This is a genomic window from Streptomyces sp. NPDC029159 (assembly GCF_055564055.1).
In genome coordinates, this window is sequence record NZ_JBVHWT010000017.1 from 23,139 (window position 1) to 36,201 (window position 13,063).

A 13,063-nucleotide genomic window follows, 5' to 3' on the forward strand; every position below is an offset into this window, starting at 1 on the left:
GGGCCCGGCAGTCCAATAACTGCCGGGCCCTGACAACGTTTCAAAGGGCAATGCCCCTCAGCTGAACCTCACTGACCGGGAGGCGCCGGCGGATAGGGGCCCTGCCCACCGGGCTGCTGCTGGTAGGCACCGGGCTGCTGATACATGCCCTGCTGCGGCGGCACCCCGGGCCCACCCGGCCCACCGAATCCCATGGGCCCACCAGGCGGAGGGCCGTTCTTCCGCTTCTTCTTCACGACGACCAGGACGATGATGCCGACAATCACGAAGAGCGTGATCAGCGAGAATCCGATGATCCCGAGAGCCGCACGGAAGTTACTGGTATCCGGCGGCTCCGTCGCATCCGACCGATTGGACGGCTTCATCAAACCGTCGTCACCCGCCTCGGGCGACTTGAGCGGCCCGTTCTTCGACCCCGCCGGAATATCGGCGGTCAACGCCTTGTACGGGTCGATGACGCCATAGCCGTAATACGGATCGGGCGTGTCAGTACCGGCGGGCGCCTTCGCGGTCTTCACCAGACGGTTCGCGATCTGACCAGCCGTCAGATCGGGGAACTTGGAGCGGAGCAGAGCGGCGGCGGCCGAGACGTAGGCGGTGGAGTCGGAGGTTCCGCTCGCGTACCGGTAAGACTTGGTGGCCGCAGCAGAGCGGATTTCGACACCGGGTGCCGTGAGCATCACATAGGAACCGTAGTTGGAATCGTCCCAGACCTTCTGATTCCTGTCGCTGGCACCCACGCCCAGAACGCCAGGGGCCGCTGCCGGATAGTTTGCGTTCCCCGAGCCATCGTTTCCGGAGCTTGCGACAAGCAGCACGTCGTGCTTCACCGCATAGGCAATAGCGGAGTATTCCTCTTCGGTGGGCGTGACAGGGTCACCGATCGACATGTTGACGACCTTTGCCCCATGGTCGACTGCATACCTCAGACCGCCAGCATATGTCGTACCGTACGTGGCATTCTCGGAGTTCGTGATCTTCACCGGGAGGATCTTCGCATCCGGCGCCAGCCCCATGACGCCATCAGCATTGCCAGGACCATGTCCATGTCCCGCAATCAGAGAGGCCATGGAGGTTCCGTGGTTGTTCACACTCTCCTGATCGGCGGGATCGCCGGTGGAGAAATTCTTTCCGGGGAGAACGTTGCCCTTGAGATCAGGAACGCTCCCATTCACACCGGCGTCGAGAACAGCGACGGTTACCCCCTTACCGGTGGAGACCTTCCACGCCTCCTCCGCATGAAGGGAATTCAGCGCCCACTGTTGATCTCTCATCTGGTCTGCCGAAGCGACCGGCGCGGTACCGAAGAGCATCGCTCCAGCCACTGCAGCGCCGCTCACCGCCCGCAGCGTCCGCGTGAAGCTCATGCCGTACACCTCTCCCTAGAGAAAGGGGCCCGCAGCCCGAAGACTGCGGGCCCCCTCGTCTCCGCCGATTACCTGGCCAGTGAGTCTCTACTCGATGACCTTCGGGGCCACATTACGCTCGGGCGTCCAGGTCTCCTCGTCCTCCACGAGGTAGTCGGGACGCTCGCCGTTCTCGTTCTTGCCGCCGCCCTTGGCTCCGTTCACGCCGGGCGCGCCGGCCATCCCCGCGGGACGCCGCCCCCCGAGGCTCCCCTTCTGCGAACCGCCACGGCTGCGGTGCAGCCCGGAGCCGCCCTGGGCGCCAGCGCCGGTCTTGCCCTTGGCGCCGCCGATCACGCCGCCCTTCTGCTTGGCCAGCGCGCTGCCGCGTCCGGCGGCTGCACCGCCGCCCTTCGCTCCTCCGGCACCGCGGCCTGCAGCGCCTCCCATGCCCGGCATACCGGCACGGCCACCACGGGCGCCCGCACCGCCTGCCGCGCCGCCGCGACCGGCGACACCGCCACCGATCATTCCGGCGCCACCGGGCATACCCGTGGAGCTGGGTCCGGTGCCGGCACCGGCACCGCTCCCGCCGCCGATGCTTGCACCGCCGCCGACGCCCGCGCCTCCGGCGAGCCCGCCACCGGCGCCCGAAAGCCCCCCGCCACCGGCTCCTCCGCCACCGGAGAAGCTGTCAAGTCCGGTGCCGATGCTGGGCATCGTGGACGACTTCGCCGGCATGGTGCTGCCCAGTCCGCCGGAGACGCCGTCGTGACGCGGACCTTCAAGGCCCACAGGTGACTTGTACCCGCCACCGTGTGCGCCGGGGATGTCGGACTTCGGCGCCGACGGCTTCGGCGGATTCATCACGCTGTCGGGCATGGGGACGAACGGTGGTGGCGGCGGCGTGTCGCCGCCAGGAGGAGGTACTTCTTTGTCCCTCAGGCTCGTAGCTGGCGGCTTCCCGATCGCCGCCACATTCGACTTGTAGGCCGACCCCAGGTACTCCATGATGATCGCCGTCTGGAGCTGGCGCTCCTTGCCCTCCGACAGCTCACCGGAGTTGCCGTTGAGGACGTCCTCGGTCGGCTTTCCGGACGCCAGCTCACTGTTGGCCTTGGAGTCGTCGCGCCCGCCCTTGGACCCGAAGGTGACCACCTTCAGGGCGTAGTTACCGGCGGCATCGAGCTTGCTCTCGGTGCCCGTCGGCTTCTTCATGTCGTCGATCTTCTGCTTGTAGTCGCTCAGCGACGCCTCGACGCCATTCATGATGTCGTGCATATTGATCGCCCAGGGACCGGCGTTGCCGATGTTCTCGCTGATCTTCTGCGCGGTCCGACGGAATCCCTCCGCCGCCTGACCACCCCAGGACTCCAGGACTTCCTTGACGGCGTCGTCGAATTCCTTCCGCAGCCCGCCGCGGCCGTCCGACCCGATGAGGGTGTCGTGGATCCACTTCCAGTTGGTCGCGATTTCCTTGACCTTGCCAGGCTTGGCGTCAGCCACCATGGCCTTCAACTGGTCCATGTTGTACTGGTAGAACTTGGTCTCGTGCTTGGCGTAGAAGCAGCCCTTGTCGGTGGTGACTCCGCCCTTGTTCTCGCTCACGACTACTTCCCTCCAGGATTCAGAGCGTTGGAGGCGTCGTACTCGCGGTCGTGGTAAGCGTCCCGCGTCTTCGCCGTCTTCTTGCTGAGATCGTCGACCAGCTCTGCGATCTTCTTCAGGATGTTGTCGTCCATCCACGCCTTCATGGCGTCATGGGCTTCCCGGAGTTCCCGCTCTTCCCTGAAACCGGTGCCAAGAGTTCCCTCCGGCAGGTAAGTGCTGTGACCGGCCTTGGTCTTGGTCTCCTCCATCGAGCGGAGTACGCCGTTGAGCTTTCGGCCCACCGTGTCCAGAGCTTCAAGATCGACGAAATATTCGTCGGCACTGCCCATTACTGTCCTCCCCGTGTGATCAAGCCGTTCTTCCGCCGCCAGTCCCGGAGTGCGATCGACGAACCCACCACTCCGGCAACCGCCAGAAGTCCTCCGCCCACAATGTAGAGGGAAATGCGTGCCCGCCGGTCCTCCGGGCTCTCCCCGATGGTGAGGGCGGCCGGCTGCACCTTGGTGGTGTTCTGGGCGGCGGGCTTGTCCGGAGTGGGTTCGGCGGTGGGCCTGGTGGTGTCGTTGAGGGCGGCCACCGGGTCGATGACGCCCCATCCGATGTTGTGGTCCGGTCCCCGGTTGACGCGCTCGGCGGTCTGCTCCAGGTGCCAGATCAGTTCCTGCGGCGTCCAGTCCTTGTGCAGGGACTTGAGGAGCGCCGCGGCGCCGGCCGCGTACGGGGCGGCGAAGCTGGTGCCCTGGTCCACGCAGTTACCGCCGTCCGGCACCGTGGAGACCATGTCGACGCCGGGCGCCGCGATGTCGACGTAGTCGCCGGGCTGCGAGAACGCCGCACGTTCGTTGTTACGGTCCGAAGCGGCGACGGCCAGAACGTTGTCGAACTCCGTGAACGCCGCCGGGTACATCCGCTTCTCCTTGCCGGAGGCGCCGTCGTTGCCCGCCGAGGCGACGATGAGGATGCCCGCCTTCGCGGCCTTGGCGACCGCCGCCTTCAGGGTGGGGAGCCGGTCCTCGCTCGCGTCCGTGCCCTGGGAGATGTTGATGATGTCGACGCCCTCACCGACGGCCGCGTTGATGGCCTTGGCGAGGCTGTCGGCCGTGCCGGGCTTCTCCTGGTCGGTCTGCTGGAACGGGATGACCTTGGCCTGGGGCGCCAGACCGTAGAAGCCGGACGAGGGGCGCGGCTGGGCGGCGATGATGCCGGCGACCTTGGTGCCGTGGCCCACCCGGTCCTCGGTCTCGTTGCCGCCCTTGACGAAGGTCTGGCCACCGGACCCGATGGCCGGTTTGATCTGGTCGTTCCCGGCGTCGATGCCCGTGTCGATGACGGCAACACGGACCCCTTGGCCGTGGGTCTTCGCCCACAGCTGCGGGGTCATCAGGCGCTGCAGGGACCACGGGGTCTCTTTGATGTCGGTGGTGTTGAACTTGCACTCGCCGCTGTTCAGCGGAACGTTCTCGTCCGCGGCCGCCGGGAGGGCGGTGACACCGGAAAGAGCGATGGTGCAGGCCGTTGTCACCAGTGCGGCCGCCGCGCGGCGGTGGTGCCCTGCTCGGTGACCGTTGGCGCGAGATCCCACGGGTTGTCTGCTCTCCATGCGTGGTGGACGGGACGAGGAAGCGGTACGGGGGGCCGTCGGCTACGGGAGCGGCGCGGGCCCGGACGCCAGAAGGGCGGGCGCACTGGTGCAGCGCGCCCGCCCTCTTCTGCCACTGTGCGAGCCTCGTGGCTGCTCAGCCGTTAGCCGTTTCCGCCTGCGGCGGCGGAAGCCGCTGTCACCTGCTGGTGCTCAGTGGTTCCACATGTTGGCGTTGCGGTGCTCCGTGTCGCGGTAGTTCACGGACGCCTCGTGGAGCGCCTTGGAGATGGCTTCCAGCGTCTGCTGCAGGGAGTGCGCGCGCTTGTCCCACTCGCGCTGGCGGGCCTGGTAGCCCTCCTTCGCCGCGCCTTCCCAGGTGGTGGCGATGCGCTTGACGCCGGCCTCCAGGTCGTCCAGCTGCTGCCGGATCTGGTTGGCGGTGCGCTTCACGTCCTGGGACGCCTGCTCGATCGTCTCGGCATTGACGAGAATGTGGCCCGACATGATCTCTCCTCGGAATGTACTGAACTGGTCGATTCACACGGCCGCGGCGCGATACGGGCGATGCCGCATCGCTGTGCCGCGGCTACTGGCTCACCGCGCCGCCGCAGCGGCGCCGGTCCTCACCCGAAGGGGGAGTCCGAGGCGGAGGCCACGTGGGACATCGACGCGTGCTGCGCTTCTTCCGAGGCCGCGTAGTTCTTCGTCGTGCCGTCGATCGCTTCCTTGATCTCGTTCAGAAGCTGGTTGATGCGAGTCGCGTCCTCGTTCACCTTGGACTGGAGCTGGTTGTACGAAGAGGCCGCCTGGCCCCGCCAGCCGGAGGTGATGTTGTCGACGACCGTGTTGAGGTGCCGGATCTCGCCCTCGATCGCCTGCGTCACCGAACCGATCTTGCCGCTGAACGCGACCATCTCTTCTTCGGTAACTGTGAACTGACTACCACTCATCGCAACGTCCCCCATGAGACTCGCACGTCACCCGCACCGCACCGGCGACGGTGCTGCGCGGTCGGCGCCGCCTGCTGGCGCCATCGACCACTTTAACCACTTCATACAGTCGCTCCCAACAGAGGGAGCGGCGTTGTGACCGGATCACCACAACACCAACTGGCCGCCCCGTAGGGCCAGTTCGAGAAAGCATCATGCGAAGTGGACAGATGGGATTCTATCGGCCCACGGAGAAACACATCAAGATTTTCCCGGGCCCCTTCCGAGAGGCAACGGAATCCGTGGAGCAAATCCGGAAAAGCCGGGCGGGCCACCGAAATCCGGTGACCCGCCCGTGGAATGCACGGGGCGGGTGCGGGCGGGGTGTGCCGCCCGCCGTCCCGTTACGACGTGCCGGTCTTGCGGGCGGCGTCGACGCTGAGCACCGGGCCCTCCGACAGCAGGTCCATCCAGGTCGCCAGCATGGGCTCCGCGTGGACGCCCTTGTACCCCAGCCGCAGGGCGGCCTGGTTGACCTCCTGCTTGGCGTTGCCCGCCTTGCTGGAGCTGTCGTTGTTGATCGGCACCCGGTAGCGCAGCCCGGTGTCGGTGATCAGGTAGAGCGAGCCGTCCTTCTCCTGGGGCGTGCGGACCCGCTGGAGGAGCTGGCCGCTGCCGGGCGTGACGTAGGAGGAGGCGCCGCTGGCGATCTTCGCCGGGTAGTCCTTGCCGATCCAGGTGCCCATGTTCGGCAGGCCGTTGGGGTAGCCGAGCGCCTTGTCGGCGCCGCCGGGAAGCTTGGTGGTGGTGCCGTCGTAGACGGTGCAGGAGACACCGTTCTCGGTCGGGGTGGTCAGGCCACCGGTCTGGGAGCCCTCGGCGAAGTTGTTGGCCATGTCGACCTCTTCGGTCGGCCAGGGCATGTCGACATCGGTGTTCCCCACCTTGCCCAGATACGAGACGAAGCGGTCCTTGTCGTCCCTCATCGGAGTGATGCTGGAGGTGGAGACCTGCTCAGGCGTCATGGCCGAGCTGTCGGGGTGCACCTGCTGGGCGTTCGGCCCCTCCATCAGAAGCTTGGCGACGAAGTCCGACACCTGCTGTACGCCACCCGCGGTGACGACGTACTTCTTGCCCGCCTTCTCACCGTCCGTCGCGCTCTGGTCCGCGCTGCCGGGGATTTCGAGGACGGTGCCGATGGTCCGGTGCTGCGGCGGGACACCGGAGGCGTGCGAGGGCTTGCCGGCCCCCGGGACGATCGGCAGGTAGATCGGCACCGGGCTCTTGATGAGGGTGTCCATCCACTGCTGCGTCACGTCCTGCGGCTCGGCCTCCTTGAAGAGCACGCGGCGCAGGAGCAGGTCGGGGTCCTTCGAGCCCTGGCCCGCCGGCGCGGCGATGCGCCCGCCCAGGGTGGCGTCGAGTGCGAACTTGAAGCCGTTGTGGTCGACCAGCCAGAGCTTCTTCTGCGGGTCGCGCACGAAGAGCACCTGGTGCATGTCGAGGCGCCCCTTGTCCTCGACGAGGTTCTTGTCCTTGCCCCCGAGGACGAACACGGCCTGCTGGGCCTTGCTGTTGATACCGCTGCCCGGACGGTCGCAGACGGCCCAGGTCTTCGCCTTTCCGGCATCCGTGGCATTGGGAAGACGGTCGGGGGCGAACGGAATTCCGACGGCGGGACCGTGTGCGATCTTTCCGTCCAGCTCGGATTCCTTCACATTCACGACTTTGTACTTATCGGGGTCGAGAAGGAGTTTCGCGGAGGCGAGGTTCAGGACGGGGTGGAGGAGTTTCTCCTTCTTACCCTGACTACCGTCACCGGAGAGAACGACATAACGGGTCGTCGAATCGGCCCCCACGATGACGTTTTCCCCGACCTTGTCCCAGCCCTCGGGCGCGACCGGCTTCACGATGCCGCAGGCACCGAAGCCGACAAGGATCACGACGCCCATCAGGACGCTCGGCAGCACAGCTTTCAGCGGGCGCGGCGCACTCTCGATCGAACCGCTCGGCAGCGGCTTCAGAAATGCGGCATTCGTACGCTTCCGCGCGAATGAATACGCATTGAGCTCGTCCCGACGTGATGCCATTGTTGCTTTCTCTCCCCGTGTGTCGGATCCGCATCGACCGCCCCCGGCACTCAAGCCGTAGCGCCCTCTACTATGCCGTGTGTCGATCGACCCGTACGGTACGGGTGCCACCTTCCAACGCACCAGTCTCCACGGCGATTGATACGCCGTGAGGCCACACCACCAGTAGAGGAGCAGGCCGGGGGATGTCCAGCGCCACCAGGGCTCGACGCCGCAATGGGCGGCAACAGCAACAACAGCCTTCCACGGCACCGCGCACCGCGGGAATCGGCGGTCAGGACGGACCGGATCCGGCCAACGGCGGAGAAGGGGGCCGGAGTTCGTCGGGGGGACCGGTGGTCCCGCGGCTGCGCCCGCAGATCGGCAGTATCGGCCCCGTCCGCGTCCAGCAGCTGGCCATCATCGAGATCGCCGCCGCGCTGGTCCTGGTCGGCGCGTCCGTGAACGTGATCGCGCTGACCGTCGCGGTCGTGCTCGCCGCCGTCCTCGTCATCTTCGCGCTCGGCCGCCGCCGCCGGATCCCGCTCCCCGAGTGGATCACGACCGTGCGGGCGATGAAGCGCCGCGGCAAGGCCGCGAGCACCGCGACGACGCAGGGCGTCGAGCCGGCCTTCGCCCCGGTCGTCGAGTGCGACCCGGCGCTGCGCACGTACGAGTACACCGACGCCGATCAGCGTGCCGTCGGCTTCGTCGGGGACGGCACCTTCCTGACCGCCCTGGTGCAGGTCGAGCCCCGGGACGAGCCGCTGCGGCCCGTCAGCGGCAGCCACATGCTGCCGCTCGACGTGCTCCACACCGCGCTCGACGTCGAGGACATCCACCTCGAATCCGTGCAGTACGTGCAGTACACCCAGCCGGCGCCGGCGCCGCACCTGCCCGAACAGGCCGTCGCCGCCCGCTCGTACGCACCGCTGCAGGCGCAGTCGCAGACCCCCGCGGTGCAGTTGACGTGGATCGCGCTCAAGCTCGACCCGGAGCTGTGCGCGGAGGCGATCGAGGCCCGCGGCGGCGGGATGGACGGCGCCAAGCGGTCGCTGCTGCGCGCCGCCGACCAGCTGGTGAGCCGTCTGACCTCGCACGGCGTCCGGGCGCGCGTGCTGGCCGAGCGGGAGGTCGTGGCCGCGGTCGGCACTGCGGTGTGCGTGAGCCCGCGGGCCGCCAACGGCGCCATGGGGCGCGACAGCCGCTCCGGTCGCCGCACCCAGGAGACGACGCGGGCATGGCGCTGCGACGACCGCTGGCACACCACGTACTGGATCGGGCGCTGGCCCCAGCTCGGCCCCGGCGGTGCGCCGTTGGCGGCCGTCACCCAGCTGCTGACCAGCACCCCGGCGATGGCGAGCACCTTCGCGCTGACCGCGACGCACGGCAGCGGGCGGGCGCCCGCGATCTCGGGCTACGTCCGGCTGTCGACCCGCAGCGAGAACGAACTCGACGCCGCGCAGCGGGAGTTGGAGCGGCGTTCCGGTTCGGCGAAGGTCGGGCTCGTCCGGCTCGACCGGGAGCAGCTGCCCGGTCTGCTCGCCACGCTTCCCCTCGGAGGTACCCGCTGATGACCTCTCCCACGTATCAGCCGCGTGTGAACAACTCCGGGACGGGCTGGCGCAATCCGCCCATCGGGGCGCCGGACGCCGGGCAGGGGCGCCGTCCCTCGCACCAGCCGCGTCCGGACGAGCAGCGGTCGGCGCAGTCGGGGCCGACGCCGCAGCCGGGCTTCGGGCTGCGCGGTCCGCGCCGCAGCCCGCACGTGCTGACGGCCGAGTCGCTGGCGTCGCTGACCCTGCCGGTCGGCGACGACGGCGTCATCATCGGCATCGACCCGCAGAACCAGCCCGCGGTGCTGTCCCTGCTGCGCCCCGCGCCGTTGGAGATCGCGCTGGTCGGCAGCATGTGGATGGCGCAGGTGCTGGCACTGCGTACGGTCGCCACCGGCGCACGCGTGGCGGTCGAGACGGCGCGGCCGCCGGCCTGGGGCCAGATGGCGCAGGCCGCCGGTGGCGGTCAGCAGTGTGTGTCGGTGCACGAGGTGCGTCAGATCGCGCCCCAGGGGCCGTCGGTCTCCAGCCCCGTACTGGTGGTGCGGGACATGGGCGCGCGCCCCCCGCGCAATCAGCTGGCGCCGAGTCCCTGGCAGTCGGTGCTCACGGTGCTGCCGTTCCTCGGGCCGCGCTCGCCGCAGCTGCTGGGCCGGGCGGATCTGGTCGGACTGCAGCGGCTGTCGCCGGAGGAGGCGGAGGTCGTCACCCGTGTGATGCGTCTTCCGGAGCAGGTCGGCGCGGTGCTGCCGACGTTGAGCGACAACGCGATGCTCTGGTGTACGCGCGACAGCCACCAGTTCGTGATGACGCAACCCACCGAGGCGGAGACCAATCTGCTCGGCGGACCGCGCCGGATGGACTGACGACGCCGGGCGCCCCGCGCCCGCGGAGCGGGGCTTTCCCTACGGGCGCATCCTCGGGTGCGCCCGTAGGCGTACCGCGGGGTCAGAAGACGACATGACGTCGACTGCCGTTCGGGCCCGACTCTTGATTAGGCTGTATGTCGCCGCAGGAGCACACCGGACGGCAGCCGATACGGGGATGGAGTAAGCAGTGTTGGCGCAACCCCGGGCGGGGTGTTCCGAATTCCGTGACATCCGATCGATCCGCCTGTATCCGGTCCTGCCGTTCAGGTGCGTTGCAGTACACCAGGAGGCACAGTGAACGAGCGGGAGGCTTTCCGCCCGGACGGGAACGACCCTGACGACGAGCAGTCCGAGTTCGACCTGACGGGCGAATTCAAGATCGATTTCGCGGCTCCGGCCTGGTACGCGAGCAACGACACCAGCGGCGGGGCGGGCACGCCCATGGCGCCCGCCCCGTCCCCCGCCTCTCCCCCGCCGCCCACCGGACAGCCGCTGTCCGGCCCGGGTGTCGCGGGTCCGCCGGCCGGTGCACCGCAGGACGGCCCCGGCGCCCCGGTGCCGCCGCCCGCCGACGCCGCGCCGCCCGGTTTCCCGATGCTGCGCCCGCAGGAGCCCGCGGACGCCCCGGAGCCTCCGGCCGCGCCCCAGGCGGAGGCCGCGCCCGCCGACGCCCCGGCCCCGGGCGGCGGCAACGTCCGCTCCGGTACGGGCGCCGACCCGTCGGCCTCCCTGTGGGGCGACGACGAGGACGACGCACCGGCGGAGGAGGCGGCACCGGCCGCACCGCAGGCCCCCGTGGCCGACACCCCGGGGCCCGACGCCGGGCAGGCCGCCGCGCAGCAGGCCCCGCCCGCACCGCCGGCGCCCGAGCAGCCGGATCCGCAGGCCACCGCGCAGCCGGTACCGCCCCAGGTCCCGCAGGCGGTACAGCCCGAGCAGGCACCGGCCGCACCGCCCGCGCCGGAGCAGGCCGCCGCGCAGCCGCAGCAGAACCCGCCCCAGGCCCCGCAGCAGGGTGGCGCCCCGCAGGATGTGCCGCCGCAGGGCGGGGCACAGCCGGGCGTGCCGCCGCAGGGCGCGCCGTGGCCCGCGCAGACGGACCCCGCCGCGCAGGGCGGGCTGCCGCCGCTGCCGCCGGAGTACCAGCCCGCCGACCCGCGCACCGCGCAGGCCCAGCAGGCCCAGGCCCAGCAGCCCCCGCAGCAGGCCCAGCAGCCGCAGCCGGGGCAGGAGTTGCCCCCGCAGCAGCCGCAGGCCCCGCAGCAGCCCCAGCCCCAGGCCGGTTTCCCGCAGCAGGCCGCGCCGCAGCAGGGCTACCCCCAGCAGGGCGGCTACCCGCAGCAGGCGCCCCAGCACCAGCCGGGCGCGTACGGCTATCCGCAACCCGCGTACGGCTACCCGCAGCAGCCCCAGCAGCAGGCGCCCGCCCAGCAGTCGGCGTACGGCTATCCGCAACCCGCGCAGGGGTACCCGCAGCAGCAGCCGCAGACGTACCCGCAACAGGCCGCCTACCCCCCGCAGGCCCAGCAGCCGGCACAGGCCGGCTACCCCCAGCAGGGTCAGCCCGCACAGGCCGGCTACGACCCGCAGGCGCAGGCCGCGCAGCAGGCCCAACAGGCCCACGCCGCCCAGCAGGCACAGGCGGCACAGCAGGCCCAGCAGGCCCAGCAGGCCGCGCAGCAGGGGCAGGTCCCGCACCAGCCGCTGCCGGGCCAGCAGGCGGGCGGCGCGAACTACGCCTCGTACTCCCAGCCGGGTCAGCAGCAGCCGCAGCAGCGGGCCACGCCGGGTGCGCCGCTGGGCTACAGCGCCGCGGTCGAGCTGACCTCCGACCGGCTGCTGCGCAACCAGCCCAAGCGGCGCAAGCCGGGCGCCAACGCGCAGCCGTCCAAGTTCAAGCTGGGCGCGAAGAAGGAGGAGGCGGAGCGGCAGCGCAAGCTGGAGCTGATCCGTACGCCGGTGACGTCCTGCTACCGGATCGCGGTGATCAGCCTCAAGGGCGGCGTCGGCAAGACGACGACCACCACCGCGCTCGGCGCCACGCTCGCCTCCGAGCGGCAGGACAAGATCCTGGCGATCGACGCGAACCCGGACGCCGGCACCCTCGGCCGCCGCGTGCGCCGCGAGACCGGCGCGACCATCCGTGACCTGGTGCACGCCATCCCGCATCTGCACAGCTACATGGACATCCGCCGGTTCACCTCGCAGGCGCCGTCCGGTCTGGAGATCCTCGCCAACGACGTCGACCCGGCGGTCTCCACGACGTTCAACGACGACGACTACCGCCGCGCGATCGACGTCCTGGGCCGCCAATACCCGGTCATCCTCACCGACTCCGGTACGGGCCTGCTCTACAGCGCCATGCGCGGCGTCCTGGACCTCGCCGACCAGCTGATCATCATCTCCACGCCGTCCGTCGACGGTGCGAGCAGCGCCAGCACCACGCTGGACTGGCTCTCCGCGCACGGCTACGCCGACCTGGTGCAGCGCGGTATCACGGTGATCTCCGGGGTCCGCGAGACCGGCAAGATGATCAAGATCGACGACATCGTGTCGCACTTCGAGACGCGCTGCCGCGGTGTGGTCGTGGTGCCGTTCGACGAACACCTGGCCGCCGGTGCCGAGGTCGACCTCGACATGATGCGGCCCAAGACCCGCGAGGCGTACTTCAACCTCTCCGCACTGGTCGCCGAGGACTTCTCGCGCGCCCAGCAGGCCCAGGGAATGTACCCGCAGCAGGGCCAGCAGATGGGCCAGGATCCGTACGCCCAGGACCCGTACGGGCAGCAGCAGTACCCGCAGCAGGGTCAGCCGCAGCAGCAGCCCCAGGCGCAGCCGCCGGCCGGTTACCCGCCGCAGCAGGGCGGCTGGACCCAGCAGCCGCAGCAGCCGCCCGCCCACTGGCAACAGCAGCAGCCCGCCCCGGACGCGCCGCAGCCCGACCAGCAGGGGTGGCAGCAGCAGCCTCCGCAGTGACGCGGTAGGTGACCCACACCAGGCGGACGGGGCCCGGCACTTCACGGTGCCGGGCCCCGCTGCGTGTGCGTGGCGCCCCGCGCATGGGGCGCGAGGCATGGGGCGCGGGGCATGACGCGTGGCTT

The 13,063-nt window shown here is 69.7% G+C and carries 10 protein-coding genes; 3 read left to right on the forward strand and 7 right to left on the reverse strand.

Going from position 1 to position 13,063, the window contains the following annotated elements; all coding sequences use genetic code 11:
• Positions 1-68: 68 nt before the first annotated feature.
• The 7 genes from mycP (ACZ4U4_RS26840) to ACZ4U4_RS26870 all read right to left on the reverse strand — a co-directional run bounded on the left by mycP (ACZ4U4_RS26840) (position 69) and on the right by ACZ4U4_RS26870 (position 7,558).
• The gene (gene mycP, locus ACZ4U4_RS26840; protein ID WP_467879256.1) at positions 69-1,367 is read right to left on the reverse strand and encodes a type VII secretion-associated serine protease mycosin; all 1,299 of its coding nucleotides are present in this window, start codon (positions 1,365-1,367) and stop codon (positions 69-71) included.
• 87 nt (positions 1,368-1,454) lie between these two features.
• The gene (locus ACZ4U4_RS26845; RefSeq protein ID WP_467879257.1) at positions 1,455-2,954 is read right to left on the reverse strand and encodes a hypothetical protein; all 1,500 of its coding nucleotides are present in this window, start codon (positions 2,952-2,954) and stop codon (positions 1,455-1,457) included.
• Positions 2,955-2,956: 2 nt separating this feature from the next.
• The gene (locus ACZ4U4_RS26850) at positions 2,957-3,286 is read right to left on the reverse strand and encodes a hypothetical protein (protein WP_467879260.1); all 330 of its coding nucleotides are present in this window, start codon (positions 3,284-3,286) and stop codon (positions 2,957-2,959) included.
• The gene (gene mycP / locus ACZ4U4_RS26855; protein ID WP_467879262.1) at positions 3,286-4,539 is read right to left on the reverse strand and encodes a type VII secretion-associated serine protease mycosin; all 1,254 of its coding nucleotides are present in this window, start codon (positions 4,537-4,539) and stop codon (positions 3,286-3,288) included. Before mycP (ACZ4U4_RS26855) ends, ACZ4U4_RS26850 begins: the two co-directional genes overlap by 1 nt.
• 210 nt (positions 4,540-4,749) lie before the next feature.
• On the reverse strand, positions 4,750-5,043 hold the full coding sequence (locus ACZ4U4_RS26860; protein ID WP_467879265.1) for a WXG100 family type VII secretion target: 294 nt from the start codon (positions 5,041-5,043) through the stop codon (positions 4,750-4,752).
• Between the two features lie 119 nt (positions 5,044-5,162).
• Positions 5,163-5,489: a WXG100 family type VII secretion target gene (locus ACZ4U4_RS26865; protein ID WP_467879268.1), complete on the reverse strand. Its 327-nt coding sequence runs from the start codon at positions 5,487-5,489 to the stop codon at positions 5,163-5,165.
• 383 nt (positions 5,490-5,872) lie between these two features.
• Positions 5,873-7,558 (reverse strand): type VII secretion protein EccB, encoded by a 1,686-nt coding sequence (locus tag ACZ4U4_RS26870; RefSeq protein WP_467879270.1) that lies wholly within the window; start codon positions 7,556-7,558, stop codon positions 5,873-5,875.
• 335 nt (positions 7,559-7,893) lie between these two features.
• Between ACZ4U4_RS26870 and eccE the strand changes: the two genes are divergently transcribed.
• The 3 genes from eccE to ACZ4U4_RS26885 all read left to right on the forward strand — a co-directional run bounded on the left by eccE (position 7,894) and on the right by ACZ4U4_RS26885 (position 12,938).
• Positions 7,894-9,111, forward strand: coding sequence for a type VII secretion protein EccE (gene eccE, locus ACZ4U4_RS26875; RefSeq protein WP_467879273.1), 1,218 nt, complete (start codon positions 7,894-7,896; stop codon positions 9,109-9,111).
• A complete protein-coding gene (locus ACZ4U4_RS26880; protein WP_467879276.1) occupies positions 9,111-9,959 on the forward strand; it encodes a hypothetical protein in 849 nt (282 codons plus the stop codon). The genes eccE and ACZ4U4_RS26880 overlap by 1 nt, the downstream gene beginning before the upstream one ends.
• A gap of 297 nt (positions 9,960-10,256) precedes the next feature.
• Positions 10,257-12,938 (forward strand): SCO5717 family growth-regulating ATPase, encoded by a 2,682-nt coding sequence (locus ACZ4U4_RS26885; RefSeq protein ID WP_467879279.1) that lies wholly within the window; start codon positions 10,257-10,259, stop codon positions 12,936-12,938.
• Positions 12,939-13,063 lie beyond the last annotated feature (125 nt).